Raw genomic sequence first — 19,763 nt, forward strand, 5'->3', positions numbered from 1 at the left:
ATGAAAGTCGCGGGCACGTGAGTGAGACAAAAAAACGACCCGGCCGGCTTAAAAACCGGTCGGAGTTCCTTGCCGTTCAGGCGGGGGAAAAACGGCGGGGGAGCACCTTTCTTCTGGAAGTGCTTGACCGAAAGACCCCGGAGACCGAACCTCGGGTCGGTTTTACCGTAACAAAAAGACAAGGCAACGCGGTCGAGCGAAATCGCATGCGCCGCCGTCTCAAGGAAGCCGTCAGGCTTTCTGCCGGATTCGCAATGAAGCCCGGCCATGACTATGTGATTGTCGCCCGCAGGGATGTGCTCGATACGGCATTCCCGAAAATTCAGTCTCTCCTTGCCGAGCGAATTGAAGGAACGGCGAAACCGAAACGGTCCCAGGAGACCCGCTCCAGGAAAGAATGATGGAAAAGAACCGCAATTACTTCATCGCGATAGCCCTATCGGTTGTCATCGTCCTCGCCTGGCAATTCCTGTACATGAATCCGCGCATCGAGCAGCAGCGCCGCGCCGAAGAGGCCCGCCAGGCGCAGCAGCAGACGACGCAGCAGCAGCCGGCACCGGGTGCAGCACCCGGCGTAGCCGTGGAAGGCGCACCGCCCGCATCCTCCACCCAGGCCGCCGCCACGGCGACGCGGGAAGAAGCGATCGCAAAAACCCAGCGCGTCGCCATCGACACCAACGCCATTGCCGGTTCGATCAATCTGACCGGCGCCCGTTTCGACGACATCCGGCTCAAGGACTACCATGAGACCGTTGATGACTCGAGCCCGATCATCACGCTGTTCTCGCCCTCCGACACCAAGGACGGTTACTTCACCGAACTCGGTTATGTCGCTGCACAGGAAGTCGGCGGCGTTCCCGGTCCGACGACGGTCTGGACGCTGGCAAGCGGCGACAAGCTGACGGAAACCACACCCGTCACGCTCACCTATACCAACGGCAAGGGCGTCGTTTTCTCCCGTACCGTGTCGATCGACGAGCATTACATGATCTCGGTCGCCGACAAGGTCGAGAACCCCGGGCAGGAAGCGATCTCGTTTGCCACCTATGGCCGCGTGACGCGCAACAACAAGCCGGCAATTCCCCCGGTCTTCGTTATTCACGAAGGTTTTCTGGGCGTTTCGGGCAGCGATGGCAGCCTGACGGAAGAGAAGTATAAGGATGTCGAGGAAGCGCCGGTAACGGTCGCCAAGGCAACCGGTGGCTGGCTGGGCATCACCGATAAATATTGGGCCGCGGCCATCGTTCCGCCGCAGACGACACCATTCGAAACCCGCTATTCGCATATTACCGGCAATCAGCCGAGCTATCAGGCCGACTTCAAGAGCGACCCGATGACGGTCGAACCGGGCAAGTCCATCGAGCTGAAAAGCCTTGTCTTCGCCGGTGCGAAGGAAGTGCCGCTGGTTGACCGCTACGAGACCGAATATTCCATTCCGAAGTTCGACCTTCTCATCGACTGGGGCTGGTTCTACTTCATCACCAAGCCGATGTTCAAAATGATGGATTTCTTCTTCCGTTATTTTGGTAATTTCGGCGTGGCCATCCTGCTGACCACCATCGTCGTCAAGGCTCTCTTCTTCCCGCTCGCCAGCAAGCAATATGCTTCCATGGCGAACATGAAGCGCGTGCAGCCGAAGATGGAAGAGCTGAAGGCCAAACATGGCGATGACCGCATGGCCATGCAGCAGGCGATGATGCAGCTCTACAAGGAAGAGAAGATCAACCCGGTTGCCGGCTGCTGGCCGATGCTTTTGCAGATCCCGGTCTTCTTCGCCCTCTACAAGGTCATCTACGTCACCATCGAAATGCGGCATGCACCGTTCTTCGGCTGGATCCACGACCTTTCCGCCCCCGATCCGACCTCGCTGTTCAACCTGTTCGGCCTTCTGCCCTATGACGTGCCGCACTTCCTGATGATCGGCGTCTGGCCGTTGATCATGGGCATCACCATGTTCCTGCAGATGCGCATGAACCCGACGCCGCCCGATCCGACACAGGCGATGATCTTCACCTGGATGCCGCTGATCTTCACCTTCATGCTGGCTTCCTTCCCGGCCGGTCTGGTCATCTACTGGGCATGGAACAACACGCTGTCGATCTCGCAGCAGGCCCTCATCATGAAGCGTCACGGTGCCAAGATCGAACTGTTCGACAATCTCAAAGGGCTATTCAAGCGAAAGCCGGTGCAATCGAAATGAGTGAGACCGGCCCGGCAACTGAAAAGCCCCTTTTCGGGCGCCCCTGGATATTCATTCGCGGCGTTCCCGCAATGAAGTTCCTGCCGCCCGAAGGGCCGCCGGAGATTGCCTTTGCCGGACGTTCCAACGTCGGCAAGTCCTCGCTCATCAATGCGCTGGTGGGTCACAAAGGACTTGCCCGTACGTCCAACACGCCCGGACGTACGCAGGAACTGAACTACTTCGTGCCGGAAGGTTATTCCGGTGAGGCAGGCGACCTGCCTCCGATGGCGCTGGTCGACATGCCCGGTTACGGTTATGCGCAGGCGCCCAAGGACCATGTCGACGCCTGGACGAAGCTTGTCTTCGATTATCTGCGCGGCCGCGCGACGCTGAAGCGGGTTTACGTGCTGATCGATTCCCGCCACGGCATCAAAAAGAACGACGAGGAGGTTCTGAGCCTGCTCGACAAGGCGGCCGTTTCCTACCAGGTCGTGCTGACGAAGACAGACAAGATCAAGGATGTCGGCGTTCCCCGGCTGATCAACGAAACGCTGGAGAAAATCCGCAAGCGCCCCGCCGCCTATCCGGAGGTTCTCGCCACATCCTCGGAAAAATCCTTCGGGCTGGATAGCCTGCGTGAAGAGATCGTAAGAACGGTCTCGCTCTAGGAGGCCGCAGCCTTCAAGCAATGGTGAAAAGCAGAACGGCGGTCCAGAGCATCGCCGTCAACGCCAGAAGGCGCCAGAACCGCACCGAATGCCATATCTCGGACACCATGGCCGCAAACATGCTGCCATTGCGCAACGGCTGGCCCCGGAAAGGCAGGCATGATCGGGCCGGATCACTCTCAAGCAACGCGGTGATGGTCGCTTTTTCGCGATATTCGGTTTCCGCCAGATTGTCCCGCCAGCGCCTGACCATGGCGGCAAACTGACGGTCGCGCTTGATGCGCTTGGCAAGCTCCGCCATGCTCTCCGGCGGTAGGGCACCCAGCACATATTCGCCAGCGAGCACTTCGTCCCGCAAACCGCTTTGCTTGTCTCGATCCGGTGCCGTCATAGGTCTTCAAACTCCTCGGTCGTTCAGGCCAGCATCGTTTTCACGACGCGCGACACGTCCCCGTCGCCCTGCTGAATAACCCCTCCCCTGCTCCCCACAAGGCTGGTCCGATTGGTGCTTTATGTCAATCTTATTACGCGCTCCGAGGCGACCAAAAGCAGAATTTTACTATCGGCCGACACAATAAGGCCCGGAGGTTATTTCATTCGTCGAGCACCGGCATTCACCTGTCCTTGCCAGAGCTCGGGCATGGTGAATCCGTGCCTCCTGCACTGCAAAAATCGATTCCGATTTTTGCGCCGATGCTGTAGAGCGATGCAAGGCTCTCGAGGGCCGCAACCACAGACCGAGGTTTTTAGATGACTGCTTCCGAAAGCGAAACTCAGGCGCGGCTGCTCGCACAGGCTCTGCCCTTCATGCAGAAATACGAGAACAAGACCATCGTCGTGAAATATGGCGGTCACGCCATGGGGGATTCGACGCTCGGAAAGGCTTTCGCGGAAGATATCGCCCTGTTGAAGCAGTCCGGCATCAACCCCATCGTCGTGCATGGCGGCGGCCCGCAGATCGGTGCGATGCTGACGAAGATGGGCATCGAATCGAAGTTCGAAAGCGGCCTGCGCGTCACCGACGCCAAGACCGTCGAGATCGTCGAAATGGTTCTGGCCGGCTCCATCAACAAGGAGATCGTCGCGCTCATCAACCAGACGGGCGAATGGGCCATTGGCCTTTGCGGCAAGGACGGCAACATGGTCTTCGCAGAAAAGGCGAAAAAGACCGTGATCGATCCCGATAGCAATATCGAGCGTGTTCTCGATCTTGGTTTTGTCGGTGAAGTGGTCGAAGTCGACCGCACTCTGCTTGATCTGCTCGCCAAGTCGGAGATGATCCCGGTCATCGCTCCCGTCGCTCCCGGTCGCGATGGCGCCACCTACAACATCAATGCCGACACCTTTGCCGGCGCCATCGCCGGTGCGCTCAACGCCACCCGCCTCCTGTTCCTGACCGATGTGCCGGGTGTTCTCGACAAGAACAAGGAACTCATCAAGGAACTGACCGTCTCCCAGGCGCGCGCGCTCATCAAGGACGGCACGATTTCCGGTGGCATGATCCCGAAGGTCGAGACCTGCATCGAGGCCATCAAGGCCGGCGTTCAAGGCGTGGTGATCCTCAACGGCAAGACCGCCCACTCCGTCCTTCTGGAAATCTTTACCGAAGGTGCCGGCACGCTTATCGTGCCGTGATACGGCTCCTGTCTGTGGCGGGCGGTCAAGCCTGTTCGCCACAGACGGTTTTTCAGCCGAATGCCAGCAGCGACAATACGCCCACCACGATCAGCAGGCAGCCGGAAATTTCCAGCCGATTGATCTTCTCCTTGAAGAAAAGCACGGTCGAGGCGAAGGCAAAGAGCATTTCCACCTGCGCCAGCGCCTTGACCACGGCGGCCTGTTGCAGGGTCATTGCCGTGAACCATCCGAATGACGCCGTGGCGCCGACGAAACCGACCGCAAGCGACGGTTTCCACGCCCTGGCGATGCGGGGCAGCTCGTCCCTCTCCCGCCAGACGATCCAAAGGAACATCGACAGGGTCTGCGTCACAATGACGACGACAAGGGTAAAACCGGCCTGCATCATGGCATCCGGGGCAGGCAGGCTGGGCGCCAGCGCCAGCGAGGCGGAGCGATAGGCAACCGATGAGAGGCCGAAGAACGCGCCCGAGGCCAGGCCGATGCCCGCCGTGCGGCTGAAAATGGAGGTAAGGATGGAAGCGGGTGTCACTTCCGTGCGCGCGACCGAAATCAGCATGACGCCGGCCACTGAAACGGCGATGGCCACCAACGTTCCGCTGTTGACGCTTTCTCCGACGAAAATCAGTGCAAACAGCGCCGCCTGCGCCGGTTCGGTACGGGAATAGGCCGTGCCGACCGCAAAATTGCGGAAGGAGAACAGGTGCACGAGCAGGAAGGTGGCGGCGATCTGCGCCATGGCTCCGACCATTGCCCATATTGCAAAGGACATGTTCGGCACCGGCAGCGGCCGGCCGAGCGCACCATGCAGAAAAACGAGATAAGCGACAGCAAAAGGCATTCCGAATACGAAGCGCACGAAAGTCGCGCCCGTGGTGCCCATCATGCCCTTGAGGTGCTTTTGCAGGGTCGAGCGCAGGTTCTGCAAGAACGCGCTCGCGAAGGTTATGCCTATCCAGAGTTCCATGGCATTGGCGGTATCATGGGCTGAAGGCTGCGGCCAAGCCCGATTTTCCCTTCAGTCGTCGTCTTTTCGATTTTCTTCGGCATTCGAAACGGGCATAAAGCAGCCCATGAACACAAAGCCGCAAAACCTGCCCGACGCCGCCGATTTCGCCCATGTGAGCGAATGGGTCTTCGATCTCGACAACACGCTCTATCCGCATCACGTCAATCTGTTTTCCCAGATCGATCGTAATATGACGGCCTATGTGGCGGAGCTTCTGAAACTTGATCCCGACGAAGCCCGCAAGCTGCAGAAACGCTATTATCATGACCATGGCACCACGCTTCAGGGCCTGATGATCAACTACGGCATAAGCCCCGATGAGTTTCTGGAACGCGCCCATGCCATCGATTATTCGGCGCTGAAACCGCATCCGGAACTTGGCGAGGCGATAAAGGCCTTGCCGGGCCGCAAGTTCATCCTGACCAATGGCAGCGTCAAACATGCGCAGGCAGCCGCCGGTGCGCTCGGCATTCTCGATCATTTCGAGGATATTTTCGACATTGTCGCCGCGAATTATCTACCGAAGCCGGCCAGCGCGACCTACGAGAAATTCGCAGCGCTTGCGAAGCTCGATACGAAAAAAGCCGCCATGTTCGAGGACCTGCCGCGCAATCTCGCGGCACCCAAGGCGCTTGGCATGAAGACCGTTCTTCTCGTTCCCTCCAATCTCGAGGGCGTCATCATGGAACGCTGGGAGATTCCCGCCGAGACGGATGCGCATATCGATTATATCACCGACGATCTGACCGGCTTTCTGACCAGAACGATCCCGCGCTGACAACATTACCGAAGCTTCATCCACCTTACCGATGTTTAAGTGGTGGGGCGCGGTCGACGTCATTATCTTTTTCTCAGGGACACCAAAGAAAGGTAATGACGATGACCACACGAAAAATCGCCCTCTCTGCTCTTGGCGCAGCCCTTCTGGTCGGCACGGCCGCAACGGCAGGTTTTGCCGCCCCGCCTGCGCCGGGCAAAGGCCATGGCGAGCGCATGCCCATTCGCCAGGAAGCGGCCTTCGTTCACCTCCTGAAGGTTGCCGACACCAACAAGGACGGCAAGATTTCCAAGGAGGAATTCGCCGCACGTCAGGACGCACTCTTCACCGAGATCGACAAGGACAAGGACGGCTCGATCACGCCGAAGGAAATGCGCGAATATCGTCAGGCAAAGATGGAGGCCTTCCGCGCCGCCAATCCGCGCCCCGAGCGTGAGGAAGCCAAAGCCGAAGACGGCAAGGCCCCTGAAGGCAAGCGCGCCGAAAGACATGCCGAACGCGAACATGGCGGCCGTTTCGGCCATCAGGGCTGGAGCAAGCATGGCGGCAAGGGCGCCGGCTACGCGCTGATCCGCTGGGCCGATACTGACGAGAACGGCCAGGTCAGCAAGGCCGAATTCACCGCAGCCGGTGAAAAAATGTTCGAACGGCTGGACAAGAACAAGGACGGCGTCATCTCGATCGACGATATGCCCGACCGCCCATTCCTCTGATCCGCTAAAGAAAAAGCCCGCTCAAAAGCGGGCTTTTTTCTTCAATGCAGGCTGACGGTCGTAAGATCGTCTTCAGCAGCCTTGAAAAACGTACTGGACCGGTTGTCCGTCAGGAGGATCGGCGTACCATCCGCACCGAACAGCGCCCACAGATCCAGTTGCGGATCGAGATCAGGCGCCTCCGGGAAACAGCGGCTGACGTCTTCCGCACGGATCTTGCGGATATAACCCACTTCGCCCTCACCGATATGGGCGAGCTGTGATCGGGTGAGACGCGCATGCGCTTCTTTTAAAAGCATATTTCAGCCTCCTTCTTCACGCCGAGCGATTCATGTCCGATTCCGGCGTTCACGTTCTACTCTGAGACGGAAATATTAATTTTCTTTACCACGTTCGAAATTTCAGGCCGGACGAGATCGATGGAGAGAAGGCCGTTGCGCATGCGCGCTTCCCTGACCTGCATGCCATCGGCAAGCACGAAGACCCGCTGGAACTGGCGCGCTGCGATGCCTCTATAAAGAAAATCCCGCTTTTCCTGTTCCTGCTGGCGGCCGCGAATGACGAGCTGGTTGTCGGCCGTCGTTACATCCAGATCATCCTGCGAAAACCCGGCAACCGCGATGGTGATGCGCAGCCGTTCCGGCACATCGTCACTGCCCGGCAGGCGCTCGATATTGTAGGGAGGATAGCCGTCATTGGCCTTCGCCATACGCTCCAGCGTTTTTTCCATGGCATCAAAACCCAGCAACAGCGGGTGGGTGAATGGCGTCATGCGGCTCATATCGTTTCTGTCCTTGCAACCAAGCGACGTTTCGCGGTCCCGCTTCCGGCAACCTTGCCGGTCAATCGCACCGGCTCAAACAATATGGGAAGCCAGGCAGCAATGCGCAAGACGGACACGGGCGCAAAGGAATGTGGCTTGACAAGTGAGCACCTGCCGCTCGAAAAAAGCGCTCATCTCAACGGCGGGCAAGACATGGCAGAACGCAGAAAAATCATCATCGACACGGATCCGGGCCAGGACGACGCGGCGGCAATCATGCTCGCTTTCGCAAGCCCGGAGGAAATCGAAATTCTCGGATTGTGCGCCGTCGCCGGCAACGTTCCGCTGAAACTGACCAGCCGCAACATCCGTATCATCTGCGAATTGTGCGGCCGCACCGATATTCCCGTCTATGAGGGCGCCGAGAAGCCGCTGGTGCGCAAGCCCATCACCGCCGAACATGTTCACGGCAGCACCGGCCTCGACGGCCCGGTTCTCGATGAGCCGACAATGGAAGCGCAAAAGCAGCACGCGGTCGATTTCATCATCGAAACGCTGATGCGCGAACCCGCCGGCACCGTGACGCTCTGCACGCTTGGCGCGCTGACCAATGTGGCGCTGGCTCTGCTGAAGGCACCTGAGATCGCTGACCGTATCAAGGAGCTGGTGATGATGGGCGGTGGCTTCTTCGAAGGCGGCAACATCACGCCGGCAGCGGAATTCAACATCTATGTCGATCCGCAGGCCGCCGATATCGTCTTCCGTGCAGGCATTCCAGTCGTCATGATGCCACTCGACGTCACCCATAAACTCCTGACCACCAAGGCACGCGTCAGCCGCATTCGCGACATCGGCACACGCCCGGCGATCGCCATGGCGGAAATGCTGGAATTCTTTGAACGTTTTGACATCGAGAAATACGGTTCGGACGGCGGCCCACTGCATGATCCGTCCGTCATTGCCTATCTCATCAAGCCCGAGCTGTTTCAGGGGCGTGACTGCAATGTCGAAATCGAGGTCAGTTCCGAACTGACCATGGGCATGACGGTGGTGGACTGGTGGCGCGTGACCGAGCGCTCGGCCAATGCGCGTGTGATGCGCAATGTGGATGCGGACGGTTTCTTCGAATTGCTGACCGAACGTTTCGCCCGGCTTTGACCGGAACCCGGACATAAAAAGGGCCGCTGGAAAAACGAGCGGCCCTTTTCATTCGATCGGGAGATAGCCGTCAGAATTCGGTCCAGTCATCCTGCGCGAGCGCGTTTGCGCCGCTGGTTCTTGGCTGGGCACGCGGCGCGGCGGTGCGCGCAGGTGCATGTGCCGGAGTTGGAGCGACGGGTGCGCGCATTGCCGCCGCAGTGGCGCGCAATTGCTGGCTTGAATGGCCACCGGACACGGAGAAGCCGGCGACGAGCGATTTCAGCGTTCCGGCTTCACCATTCAGCGTCACGCTGGCCGCCGTGGTTTCCTCCACCATTGCCGCATTCTGCTGGGTGACCTGGTCCATCTGGGTAACGGCGGAATTGATCTCCTTCAGGCCCACGGCCTGCTCGCTGGCGGAGGCGGAAATCTGCCTGATCAGCTGGTTGATCTGCAAGACCTGGTCGGCGATGTTCTTCATCGTCTCACCGGCCTTGCCAACCAGCTGAACGCCTTCGCCAACCTGCCTTGCCGAGGTATTGATCAGGCCCTTGATCTCCTTGGCCGCATTGGCGGAGCGTTGCGCCAGTTCGCGTACTTCCTGCGCGACAACGGCAAAGCCCTTGCCCGCATCGCCCGCGCGGGCGGCTTCCACACCGGCATTCAGCGCCAGGAGATTGGTCTGGAAGGCGATCTCGTCGATGACGCCGATAATGCGGGAGATTTCCGCCGAGGATTGCGCGATGCCCTCCATGGAATTCACGGCCTGCTGCACGACCTCACCCGACTTGCCGGCGTCATCACAGGCATGGCTGACAGCGCCGGCCGCCTGTGCGGCATTTTCCGCGCTGGAATTGACCTGCGCAGTCAGCTCATTAAGCGCGGCTGCGGTTTCTTCCAGACTTGCGGCCTGCTGTTCCGTGCGGTGCGAAAGATCGCTGGCGGCCCGGGTGATCTCACCGGTGCCGTTGCCGATGCTGACAACCGTTGCATTCACCGTGGAGACGGTTTCCTCGAGGCTGGCGAGCGCCGAATTGAAATCATCACGGAGCTTAGCATATTCACCGGGGAACTCGTCGTTGATCCGGTAGGTCAGATTGCCCTGCGAAAGCGCGTTGAGGCCTGAACCGAGCACACTGACGATGTGCTGCTGCATGCGGCTGTTTTCACTGCGTTCGGATTCCGACCGCTGGCGCGCCGTTTCGGCATTGCCGCGCTGGACTGCAGCCTCGGCCTCCATTTCACGAATGCCGGCGAGCTTTGCACGGAAGCCTTCCAGTGCGGTCGCCACAGCACCCGTTTCATCCCTGCGGTCCTGCCCGGACACCGGCGCGTCGTAACGGCCGTCGCTCAGCGTACGAACATCCGCGACCAGAGAGGCGAGCGGGCCACCGACGAAGTGACGGACGGCGAAGTAAAGGGCGGTGATGACTGCGGCGAGAATGACGATCGCGCCGATGATCATCATGTAGGTCTGCTCTTCCACCGGAGCGTTCAGCGCCTGATGAGGAATATCGACCAGAACCACCCAAGTCGCATTGAGGCCAGGAACCGCGAAGGGGTAGACAAGACGGTTATAGGGCGCATCGGTATCGAGGCCGAGATTTTCGATGAGGCCCTGTTTGCCCGAGGTGATGGCCGCCTGAACGGTGCTCGCACCGTCTCCGTCATAGGCCTTCATGTTCTGTTCGGGCGTCGGCGGCACCAGCCATTGGCCGCCCTGCGATACCAGAGTCACGCGGCCGGTCTCGAAAGGATGCAGCGCCTGCAGCTTCTGCGACAGCGAGGCCAGCGAAATATCAACGCCTGCCACGCCGATCATCTTACCATCCGACATGACGGGATAGGCAAGCGAAGTCATGGTGGTGGGCACTTCCGTGCCTTCGGCGAGATAGGGCTGGGTGATCGCGCCCTTGCCGGATTTGGAGGCGAGCGCATACCATTCCGCCGCATAGTCGTTCTTGAAGGTCGAGAACTGAATGTCGCCCTTCTGGGTCTTCGACCAGTAGGGTGCGAAGGCGCCGTTTTCATTGGTGCCGAGATCGAGCCTGCCGGCGATCTCCTTGCTCTGTCCGTCGAAAAGGCCGAGCTGCTCGCAGAACCAGCTTCCGAAAGCGAAGGTGTTCTGCTCGACATTGGCCTTGAGGATGTTGACGATGCCGGGGCGATCCATCGATTTCGCCTGATGCGCGCGACCGATGACGCCGGCCATGGAGCGCGCGGCGCTGCCGAGTTCGCCCACATCGGCGGCGATGACGTTGGCGATGGCGCGTGCCTCGGTATTGGCCTGATCCATGGTCAGCGCGTGGACGCGCTCGCTGGTCTGGGAAATAAGGAAGGAATTCGATGCGACGAGAACCGTGGTGATGGCACAGCCGGTTACGAGGATCAGCTTGGTCGCAAGCGACTTCACTTTGAAATTGAACATTTTGGCCTCGATCAAATCGCCAGTCAGAACGACTGACGTCAACGGATGATTAATCTCCGTCATGGAGGCCCGCCCGTGTGGGCAGTGCGCTGCAGCGCGACGAGGGAAAACTAGAATATCTTTGCTAATTAAGCCCTAAAACCGCCGCGCCGCATCAAGCTAAAATTCAATGTTCATAATGTTCGGAAATGATGCGCCACGCATCATCGGCCGTTTCAGCGAAATTCAGGAGATTCATATCCTCCGGCGCAATGGTGCCGAAATCCGCCAGAAACTCGAAATTGATCACGGATCGCCAGAATTTCTCGCCGAACAGGATGAGCGGAATGGGCTCCATGCGCTTCGTCTGGATCAGGGTCAGCGCTTCGAAAAGTTCATCGAGCGTGCCGAAACCGCCGGGGAAAATCACCACGGCCTTTGCCCGCATGAGGAAATGCATCTTGCGGATGGCGAAATAGTGGAAATTGAAGCTCAGTTCCGGCGTGACATAGGGGTTGGGGGCCTGCTCGTGCGGCAGCACGATGTTGAGGCCGATTGACGGGCCTCCCGCATCGGCAGCGCCGCGATTGCCCGCTTCCATGACGCCTGGACCGCCACCGGTGACCACGACATATTCGAGGTGATCGGATTTCGCGGCATATTCGGTGCAAAGCCGGGCGAACTTGCGCGCCTCGTCATAATAGACCGAGGATTGCTCCAGATTGCGCTTCTGCGTCTCGTTACGCGCCGCCCAAGCCTCGCCGCCCGGTTCAGGAATACGGGCGCCGCCGAACATGACGACGGTGGATTTGATCCCGCGCTCCGTCAGCGCCATTTCCGTTTTCAGAAGTTCCAATTGAAGTCTGATGGGGCGCAACTCCTCGCGGCAGAGAAAATCCATGTCCACATAGGCAAGCCTGTAGGACGGGGAATCCGACTGCGGCGTCTTTTGAACGACTTCGGCCTGCTGCTTGTCGACGGCACTGCGTTTCAAGGGGTCCCAAACCCCGTCCTTGCGCCGCAACTTGCCGTTTTTCAGTCGTGTCATTTCCATGCCTTTCGTCTGACGCGCCAAATCACCCAAATCACATTGACGCCTTTCCAACACTCCCTTAGATCAAATGGCCAAAGCCTTCCAGCGGCGCGGGACCATCCGTGACCACGAACACACGCGACTTTAAGGAATTTTCCATGAGCCTTACGGATCTCACCTCCCTCGAAACCATCATCGAAACCGCCTTCGACAACCGCGACGGTGTGAACGTATCGACGAAGGGCGAGGTTCGCGACGCGGTGGACACATCTCTTCAACTTCTCGACAGCGGCAAGGTTCGCGTGGCCGAGAAGCAGGCGGATGGAAACTGGAAGGTGAACCAGTGGCTGAAAAAGGCCGTGCTCCTCTCCTTCCGTCTGAACGATATGGAGATCGTGACCGGCGGACCGGGCGAATCTACCTGGTGGGACAAGGTGCCATCGAAGTTCGAAAACTGGGGCGAAAACCAGTTCCGCGCCGCCGGCTTCCGCGCCGTGCCGAACGCGGTGGTGCGCCGCTCCGCCTATGTGGCCAAGAACGTGGTGCTGATGCCGTCCTTCGTCAATCTCGGCGCTTATGTCGATGAAGGCACGATGGTCGACACCTGGGCGACGGTCGGTTCCTGTGCGCAGATCGGCAAGAACGTCCACCTTTCGGGCGGCGTCGGTATTGGCGGCGTTCTGGAGCCGCTTCAGGCCGGCCCGACCATCATCGAGGATAATTGCTTCATCGGCGCCCGTTCGGAAGTCGTCGAAGGCTGCATCGTGCGCGAAGGCGCCGTTCTCGGCATGGGCGTCTTCATCGGCAAGTCCACCAAGATCGTCGACCGCGCCACCGGCGAGATCACCTATGGCGAAGTGCCGCCCTATTCCGTCGTCGTTGCCGGCACCATGCCGGGCAAGCCTTTCCCGAACGGCGAGCCGGGCCCGAGCCTCTATTGCGCCGTCATCGTCAAGCGCGTCGATGAAAAGACCCGCTCCAAGACCGGTATCAACGAGCTTCTGCGCGACTGATAAAAGCGACTGCCATGACCACGACCGATCCCGTTGCCAATCTCGCCGCCCTCATCCGTTGCCCCTCGGTGACGCCCGCCGAAGGCGGTGCGCTATCGCTGCTCGACACCCTGCTTTCACCGCTTGGCTTTGTGGTGGAAAAAATGCTGGCGACGGAAGCGGGAACGCCTGACGTGGAAAACCTCTATGCCCGGCTCGGCACGGAAGGTCCGCATCTGATGTTTGCGGGCCACACGGACGTCGTGCCGGTGGGCGACGAGGCCGCATGGAGCCATCCGCCCTTTGCGGCCGAGATTGCTGACGGCGAGATGTTCGGCCGGGGTGCCGTGGACATGAAGGGCGGCATTGCCTGCTTTATCGCCGCCATTGCCCGCCATATCGAGAAACATGGCAAACCGAAGGGTTCGGTGTCGTTCCTGATCACCGGCGATGAGGAAGGTCCGTCGATCAACGGCACCTCAAAGCTGCTGGAATGGGCTGCAGCCAAAGGCGAAACCTGGGACGCCTGCGTGGTGGGCGAGCCGACCAATCCCGACCAGCTGGGTGACATGATCAAGATCGGCCGCCGTGGATCGCTTTCCGGCCGCATCACCGTGCACGGCGTGCAGGGGCATGCCGCCTATCCGCATCTCGCCGACAATCCCATTCGCGGACTGCTACAGCTGACCCATGCGCTGATGCATCCGCCCTTCGATAACGGTACGGATAATTTCCAGCCCTCCAATCTGGAAGTGACGACCGTCGACACCGGCAACGCCGCCACCAATGTGATCCCGGCGCGGGCGACAGCGGCTTTCAATATCCGTTTCAACGACAGCTGGACGGCCGAAAGCCTGCGAGCGGAAATCATCCGTCGCCTCGATGCCGCCGCAGCGGACGGCGAGCTGCGCCCAGACCGCAGCCCGGTGAAATACGACATCGTCTGGGCCGACCGCCCGGCCCATGTTTTCCTGACACGGAACAATGCCCTCATCTCGTCGCTTTCCGGCGCTGTGGAGGCCGTGACAGGCAAGGAGCCCCGGCTTTCGACCACGGGCGGCACATCGGATGCGCGCTTCATCAAGGATTATTGCCCGGTGGTAGAATTCGGCCTCGTCGGGCAGACCATGCATATGGTCGATGAGCGCGTGGCGGTTGCCGATCTCGAGACGCTGACCCGCATTTACGAAACCTTTATCGAACGCTGGTTCGCCCATGCCGACGGCAAGTGAAATAAGGCTCTATCTGAAGGGCCTGTGGCTTCTGCTGCTCGGCGACCATGCCGGCGCGCGTTACCTGGACCTGTCCGAACGCGGCATGTGGCGATCTTTCTATTCGGCCCTGTGGTGCCTGCCCGCCATGCTGGTTTCCTGGCTGTGGCTGCGCGCTGCCTTCCTGGCCAGCTATCCGCCCGGCACCGGAACAGGCTTCATCTTCTTTTTCCGCCTGGCGATGGTCGAGGCCATATGCTGGATCGTGCCGCTGCTGTTGATCGGCATGCTGCTGTTCGCCTTCGGCGCAAGGGAAAAATTCGCACCGCTGGTCACCACCATGAACTGGCTGTCGCTGCCGTTTTACTATGCCTATGCCGTTCTGATCCTGATTGCATTCTTCCTGCCGCCTTTGCAGGGGTTGATCGCCATTCTCTGGCTGGCGCTGCTTTTGTCGCTGGTCTTTGCCTTTTCGCGCATTGTGCGGTTCTTCATCCGCGACCAGTCGCTGCTTGTCTCGGCAATCGTCATGACGCTGCTGGTGCCGGGGATGCTGCTATCGGAAGCGCTGCAGCGTTTTCTCGGCGTTTATCCGGCCTGAGACTCAGGGCGACCTTTCGGGTCAGTCCATATCTTCCGTGATTTCAACTGCGGAGTGACGGCGTGGCGGAATGACGTCGGGATAATCGACCTGCATGAAATAAAGACCGTCCGGCGGTGCGACGGGGCCGCAGGCCTTGCGATCCCGCGCTTCCAGTGCGGCGCGCACATCCTCCGGCGTCATCGTGCCTTCACCCGCCAGTTTCAGCGTGCCCGCAAAAGAACGGATCTGATTATGTAGGAAGCTCTGCGCCGTCGCCCGTATCTCGATGAGATCGCCGGTGCGGGTCACATCCAGCCGGTCGAGCGTCCGGACCGGGCTGTTCGCCTGACAATGGACCGAGCGGAAGGTGGTGAAATCGTGCCGGCCGACGAGCATCTGGGCGGCTTCATGCATGCGCTCATGATCCATGTCCTTCGACACCCACCATGCACGCTTGTGCTCCAGCGCCAGCCGCGATTTGCGGCAGATAATACGATAGAGATAATGGCGACGGATGGCGGAAAAACGGGCGTCGAAATCTTCCGTCACCGCCGCCGCATCCAGAACCGAGACGGCCTCTTTTGCCATGGCGAGATGCGCGTTCACCGCGTTGCGAAGCTTGTAGGGTTCCCAGTCGCGGGCAAGATCGACGTGTATGACCTGCCCGACAGCATGTACGCCTGAATCCGTGCGGCCGGCACCGCGAATGGAAACGGTCTCGCCGGTCAGCGACCGGACGGCGGCTTCCAGAGCGCCCTGAACGGACGGCCCGTTATCCTGCCTCTGCCAGCCGTAATAAGGCGTACCGTCATATTCGACGGTCATGCGGAAACGTGGCATCAACCGAGCCTCGTTGAGGGGGGAACCGGCGTGCCGCGCACGAAATCCGCCGCCGACATCGGCTTGCCGCCCGCCTTCTGCAGACGGGTGAGCCGCACCGCGTCGCTGCCACAGGCGATGGTCAGGGCATCGTCAAGCACTGCGCCCGCTTCTCCCATGCCGCTCGCCAGTTCGGAGGCCAGGACCTTCACCCGCTCCGCCTTGCCGCCGATGTACATCTCCAGCCAGGCGCCGGGAAACGGCGAGAGGCCGCGAATGTGGTTATGCACATCCTGTGCCGGCCGGGAAAAATCGATACGGGTCTCGCCCTTGTCGATCTTGGATGCGTAAACAACACCCTCTTCGGCCTGCACGGTCAGAGGAAGATCGTCCGCTTCCAGCTTGTCCATCGCCTGCCGCATCAGCCGTGCGCCGGCCAGCATCAGGCTGTCGTGCAATTCGCCGGCGGTCATGTTCTCATCGATCGCGACCCTGGCGGTCAGCGCAACAGGCCCGGTATCCAGCCCCTTTTCCATTTTCATGACCATCATGCCGGTCTCGGCATCGCCGGCCATGATCGCCCGCTGGATGGGTGCCGCGCCCCGCCAGCGCGGCAGTAGCGAGGCATGGCCATTATAACAGCCAAGGCGCGTGCCGGAGAGGATCGCTTCGGGTAACAGCAGCCCATAGGCCACCACGACCGCCACATCGGCATTAAACTCCCGAAATTGCTGGCGATCTTCTTCAGCCTTGAAGTTTACGGGCGTCAGCACGGGCAGGCCCAGAAGCTCAGCCGCCTGATGCACCGGAGATTTTTGCAGATCAAGGCCACGGCGGCCGCCGGGACGCGGCGGCTGCGTATAGACGGCAACGACCTCGTGACCCGCTTCCACCAATGCACGCAACGTGGGAACGGAGAATTCCGGTGTGCCCATGAAGATGATGCGAAGAGCCATCGTCGCCCCCTGCCCTTTTTGCCGTTCCGTCTCCAGATAAGGAGGACGGATCAGACCTTTGCGCGGGCCGCTTTCGTGAATTTCTTGATGACCATGTCGCGCTTCAGTCGCGAAATATGGTCGATGAAGAGAACGCCGTTCAGGTGATCGATCTCGTGCTGCAGACACGTCGCCAGAAGCCCGTCCGCCTCGACGGTCTGCTGCTTGCCGTCACGGCCGACATATCGCACCGTCAAGGCTGCGGGGCGCTCGACTTCGGCGTAATAGTCGGGAATGGAGAGGCAGCCTTCCTCATAGGTCGAGATATCGTCCGACACCTTGAGGATTTCCGGATTGATGAAGACGACGGGGGCCTTTTCCTCGCCTTCACGCGCAACGTCGATCACCAGCATGCGGCGCGCCACGCCGACCTGAATGGCGGCAAGGCCGATTCCCGGCGCATCATACATGGTTTCCAGCATGTCATCGGCGAGGCGTAGCACTTCGGCATCCACCTGTTCGATGGGCTTCGATTGCTGGCGCAGCACGGGATCGGGCAAAATGATAAGCGGTTTGATAGTCATGGCTTCCCATAACGTATCTCTTGCGCCGAGGAAATAAAAAACACGCAGGCCAAACCGGCACCTGTCGCCCGTTCCGTCGGACTCATTTCCGCCGCAGGAATGTTCTTGTTTTGATCTTACGAATCACAGGAAATCTGCTAGATTTAGACATGGGTATAGATTTCTCCGTTCTCCTCGATCCAGCATTGCGGGCCGGTTCCGTCGACATCAGCTTCGGCGCGCTGCTCGCGGCCCTGGTTTTCGGCCTGGCTGCCGTCTGGATGACCACGAAAAGCCGCGAAAAAAAAGCGCAGGCCGATGGTGAAACCTCCGACCTCCTGAAAACGCAGGCCGAGCTACACGGCCGGATCGCCGCAATGGCAGAAACGCTCGGCACACGCCAGAGCGAGATGAGCCACACGCTCAACCAGCGCCTCGATGGCATGTCGCAGCGGCTGGGTGAAACGCTGACGGAACAGACACGCTCGACGCATGAGAATCTGAGCCGGCTGCAGGAGCGCCTGGCGGTTATCGACGCCGCGCAGGGCAATATTCAGGATCTGGCCAAGGACGTGGTCGGTCTGCAGGCGATCCTTTCCAACAAGCAGACGCGCGGCGCTTTCGGACAGGCACGCATGGAAACGCTGATCGCCGATGCGCTACCCGCTGGCGCCTTTCAGCTTCAACCGACGTTGTCGAACGGTTACCGGCCCGACTGCATCATCAAAATGCCGAACAACGCCCCATCGCTTGTCATCGACGCCAAGTTTCCGCTGGAGGCGTGGAACGCGATCAAGGCTGACGAGTCGCCGGAAACGAAAAGGGCCGCCACCCAGCAGTTTCGCCGGGATATGGAAGTGCATATCCGCGATGTGGCTGAGAAATATCTCATTCGAGGCGAAACGCAGGATACGGTCTTCATCTTCGTGCCTTCAGAATCGATCTTCGCCGATATTCACCAGCATTTCGAATATCTGGTGCAACGCGCCCACCGCGCCCGCGTCGTCATCGTTTCGCCATCACTGCTGATGCTTTCGGTGCAGGTCATCCAGTCCGTGCTGAAGGATCAGCGCATGCGCGAGCAGGCGCATCTCATACAGGGTGAAGTGGCTCTGCTCATGGACGATGTGCGGCGGCTGGATGATCGGACACGCAAGCTGCAAGCTCATTTCGGGCTGGCGCAGAAAGACGTCGACATGATGCTGATCTCCTCCGACAAGGTGCTGGCGCGTGGCCAGAAGATCGAGGGACTCGATTTTTCGTCGGCGGAAAAAGAAACTTTACATGGGGAAATCGAGCAGACGCGGCGCTTTGCGGAGAACAGGGCGGGAACGACCAAGTTGCGGGTGGTTGACGACGAGTGATGCCCTCGGGCAAAGTCGCCGCCTTGCTTGAATTCTATACGGACATGCCCCCCATGATTACTGTTTTCGGCTCCATCAACATGGATCTCGTCGCCACCGCCAAACGGCTGCCCAAACCCGGTGAAACGGTGACGGGAGAGAGCTTCGCCACCGCAGCAGGCGGAAAGGGAGCCAATCAGGCGCTTGCCGCAAGACGCGCGGGCGCAACTGTCAAGATGGCGGGCGCTGCAGGCGACGACACCTTTGCCGCACCGGCGCTGACATTGCTGCGCGATGCCGGCACCGACCTGTCACTGGTCAAGACGGCACCCGGCCCGACCGGAACCGCCATGATCCTTATCGGCGAAGGCGGTGAGAACATGATCTCCGTCATTCCCGCCGCCAATGGTGAAGTTTCAGCAGCCGATGCGGCCAGGGCCGTGGCCGAAATGTCAGCGGGCGATATTCTGATGCTGCAGTTCGAGATACCCGCGCCCGCCATCGAAGCGGCGCTGACGGCCGCCAAGGCGAAACGCATCACCACCGTCATCAATACCGCACCGCTGACTGCTGACGGACCGCGCCTCGCCGGCCTCGCCGATATCGTCATCGCCAATGAAACGGAATTCGAGCTGCTGATCGGTAAAAGCGGACTTTCCGGTTCCGAGCGGGAAAACGAGATCAAGGCCCTGCATGAAAAGAGCGGCCAGACATTGATCGTGACGCTTGGTGCGGACGGCGTGATCGCCATTCGTAACGGCAAGGTTTTCCGGGCGTCCGGCCTCAAGATCGAACCGGTCGATACCGTCGGCGCAGGCGATACCTTCTGCGGCTATCTTGCCGCCAGCCTCGATCAGGGGATGGATTTCGAAAAGGCACTGAAACGCGCCGCCGTTGCTGGCTCACTCGCCTGCACCCGCGCTGGCGCGCAGCCGTCCATTCCGGTCGCCGCCGAAGTGGACGCCAATCTCTGAGGGTTTCGGCCG

At 59.9% G+C, this 19,763-nt stretch carries 21 protein-coding genes; 12 read left to right on the forward strand and 9 right to left on the reverse strand.

Annotated features, from left to right (window positions below; all coding sequences use genetic code 11):
- Positions 1–17: 17 nt before the first annotated feature.
- From rnpA to yihA, 3 genes are read left to right on the forward strand one after another with little or no spacing between them, the layout of a single operon-like run.
- The gene (gene rnpA / locus AC1ROR_RS11200) at positions 18–401 is read left to right on the forward strand and encodes a ribonuclease P protein component (RefSeq protein ID WP_035219159.1); all 384 of its coding nucleotides are present in this window, start codon (positions 18–20) and stop codon (positions 399–401) included.
- Positions 401–2,200, forward strand: a complete 1,800-nt coding sequence (gene yidC / locus AC1ROR_RS11205) for a membrane protein insertase YidC (RefSeq protein WP_080833292.1) — start codon at positions 401–403, stop codon at positions 2,198–2,200. Before rnpA ends, yidC begins: the two co-directional genes overlap by 1 nt.
- Complete coding sequence (gene yihA / locus AC1ROR_RS11210) at positions 2,197–2,850, forward strand: ribosome biogenesis GTP-binding protein YihA/YsxC (RefSeq protein WP_035219164.1); 654 nt, start codon at positions 2,197–2,199, stop codon at positions 2,848–2,850. Before yidC ends, yihA begins: the two co-directional genes overlap by 4 nt.
- 13 nt (positions 2,851–2,863) lie before the next feature.
- On the opposite strand, the gene AC1ROR_RS11215 is transcribed toward yihA, so the two are convergent.
- Positions 2,864–3,241, reverse strand: a complete 378-nt coding sequence (locus AC1ROR_RS11215; RefSeq protein ID WP_498589429.1) for a hypothetical protein — start codon at positions 3,239–3,241, stop codon at positions 2,864–2,866.
- A 359-nt stretch (positions 3,242–3,600) separates the two neighbouring features.
- On the opposite strand from AC1ROR_RS11215, the gene argB reads away from it, so the two are divergent.
- Positions 3,601–4,485, forward strand: a complete 885-nt coding sequence (gene argB / locus AC1ROR_RS11220; RefSeq protein WP_003493597.1) for an acetylglutamate kinase — start codon at positions 3,601–3,603, stop codon at positions 4,483–4,485.
- Positions 4,486–4,537: 52 nt separating this feature from the next.
- Here the strand turns inward: argB and AC1ROR_RS11225 are convergent, their stop codons facing one another.
- Positions 4,538–5,455 carry an EamA family transporter gene (locus AC1ROR_RS11225; RefSeq protein ID WP_498589430.1) on the reverse strand — a complete coding sequence of 306 codons (918 nt, stop codon included), beginning with the start codon at positions 5,453–5,455 and terminating at the stop codon, positions 4,538–4,540.
- Between the two features lie 106 nt (positions 5,456–5,561).
- On the opposite strand from AC1ROR_RS11225, the gene AC1ROR_RS11230 reads away from it, so the two are divergent.
- Positions 5,562–6,275, forward strand: a complete 714-nt coding sequence (locus AC1ROR_RS11230; RefSeq protein ID WP_035219171.1) for a pyrimidine 5'-nucleotidase — start codon at positions 5,562–5,564, stop codon at positions 6,273–6,275.
- A gap of 95 nt (positions 6,276–6,370) precedes the next feature.
- Positions 6,371–6,988 carry an EF-hand domain-containing protein gene (locus AC1ROR_RS11235; RefSeq protein WP_498589431.1) on the forward strand — a complete coding sequence of 206 codons (618 nt, stop codon included), beginning with the start codon at positions 6,371–6,373 and terminating at the stop codon, positions 6,986–6,988.
- A 41-nt stretch (positions 6,989–7,029) separates the two neighbouring features.
- Here the strand turns inward: AC1ROR_RS11235 and AC1ROR_RS11240 are convergent, their stop codons facing one another.
- Positions 7,030–7,287 carry a BQ00720 family protein gene (locus tag AC1ROR_RS11240; RefSeq protein WP_035219174.1) on the reverse strand — a complete coding sequence of 86 codons (258 nt, stop codon included), beginning with the start codon at positions 7,285–7,287 and terminating at the stop codon, positions 7,030–7,032.
- Between the two features lie 56 nt (positions 7,288–7,343).
- Entirely contained in the window at positions 7,344–7,769 is a 426-nt protein-coding gene (locus AC1ROR_RS11245; RefSeq protein WP_142172815.1) for an Hsp20 family protein, read from the reverse strand.
- A gap of 195 nt (positions 7,770–7,964) precedes the next feature.
- On the opposite strand from AC1ROR_RS11245, the gene AC1ROR_RS11250 reads away from it, so the two are divergent.
- Positions 7,965–8,909 (forward strand): nucleoside hydrolase, encoded by a 945-nt coding sequence (locus AC1ROR_RS11250; RefSeq protein ID WP_035219844.1) that lies wholly within the window; start codon positions 7,965–7,967, stop codon positions 8,907–8,909.
- A 70-nt stretch (positions 8,910–8,979) separates the two neighbouring features.
- Here the strand turns inward: AC1ROR_RS11250 and AC1ROR_RS11255 are convergent, their stop codons facing one another.
- Both AC1ROR_RS11255 and AC1ROR_RS11260 read right to left on the reverse strand, forming a co-directional pair.
- Positions 8,980–11,319 carry a methyl-accepting chemotaxis protein gene (locus AC1ROR_RS11255; RefSeq protein WP_498589432.1) on the reverse strand — a complete coding sequence of 780 codons (2,340 nt, stop codon included), beginning with the start codon at positions 11,317–11,319 and terminating at the stop codon, positions 8,980–8,982.
- A gap of 166 nt (positions 11,320–11,485) precedes the next feature.
- On the reverse strand, positions 11,486–12,352 hold the full coding sequence (locus tag AC1ROR_RS11260) for an LOG family protein (RefSeq protein WP_498589433.1): 867 nt from the start codon (positions 12,350–12,352) through the stop codon (positions 11,486–11,488).
- Between the two features lie 137 nt (positions 12,353–12,489).
- On the opposite strand from AC1ROR_RS11260, the gene dapD reads away from it, so the two are divergent.
- From dapD to AC1ROR_RS11275, 3 genes are read left to right on the forward strand one after another with little or no spacing between them, the layout of a single operon-like run.
- Entirely contained in the window at positions 12,490–13,344 is an 855-nt protein-coding gene (gene dapD / locus AC1ROR_RS11265; protein ID WP_035219176.1) for a 2,3,4,5-tetrahydropyridine-2,6-dicarboxylate N-succinyltransferase, read from the forward strand.
- A gap of 14 nt (positions 13,345–13,358) precedes the next feature.
- On the forward strand, positions 13,359–14,555 hold the full coding sequence (gene dapE, locus AC1ROR_RS11270) for a succinyl-diaminopimelate desuccinylase (protein ID WP_498589435.1): 1,197 nt from the start codon (positions 13,359–13,361) through the stop codon (positions 14,553–14,555).
- Positions 14,539–15,135: a hypothetical protein gene (locus AC1ROR_RS11275; protein ID WP_498589436.1), complete on the forward strand. Its 597-nt coding sequence runs from the start codon at positions 14,539–14,541 to the stop codon at positions 15,133–15,135. The genes dapE and AC1ROR_RS11275 overlap by 17 nt, the downstream gene beginning before the upstream one ends.
- 21 nt (positions 15,136–15,156) lie before the next feature.
- Here the strand turns inward: AC1ROR_RS11275 and truA are convergent, their stop codons facing one another.
- From truA to def, 3 genes are read right to left on the reverse strand one after another with little or no spacing between them, the layout of a single operon-like run.
- Positions 15,157–15,957 (reverse strand): tRNA pseudouridine(38-40) synthase TruA, encoded by an 801-nt coding sequence (gene truA, locus AC1ROR_RS11280; protein ID WP_035219180.1) that lies wholly within the window; start codon positions 15,955–15,957, stop codon positions 15,157–15,159.
- Positions 15,957–16,892, reverse strand: coding sequence for a methionyl-tRNA formyltransferase (gene fmt, locus AC1ROR_RS11285; protein ID WP_498589437.1), 936 nt, complete (start codon positions 16,890–16,892; stop codon positions 15,957–15,959). Before fmt ends, truA begins: the two co-directional genes overlap by 1 nt.
- Positions 16,893–16,942: 50 nt before the next feature.
- Complete coding sequence (gene def / locus AC1ROR_RS11290; RefSeq protein WP_080833277.1) at positions 16,943–17,455, reverse strand: peptide deformylase; 513 nt, start codon at positions 17,453–17,455, stop codon at positions 16,943–16,945.
- Positions 17,456–17,604: 149 nt separating this feature from the next.
- Here def and AC1ROR_RS11295 point away from each other — a divergent pair, with 149 nt between their 5' ends.
- Entirely contained in the window at positions 17,605–18,798 is a 1,194-nt protein-coding gene (locus AC1ROR_RS11295; RefSeq protein WP_498589438.1) for a DNA recombination protein RmuC, read from the forward strand.
- Positions 18,799–18,851: 53 nt separating this feature from the next.
- The gene (locus AC1ROR_RS11300) at positions 18,852–19,751 is read left to right on the forward strand and encodes a ribokinase (RefSeq protein WP_498589439.1); all 900 of its coding nucleotides are present in this window, start codon (positions 18,852–18,854) and stop codon (positions 19,749–19,751) included.
- The last annotated feature ends 12 nt before the right edge of the window (positions 19,752–19,763 follow it).

The organism is Agrobacterium sp. GW821-FHT14E08, assembly GCF_058803865.1.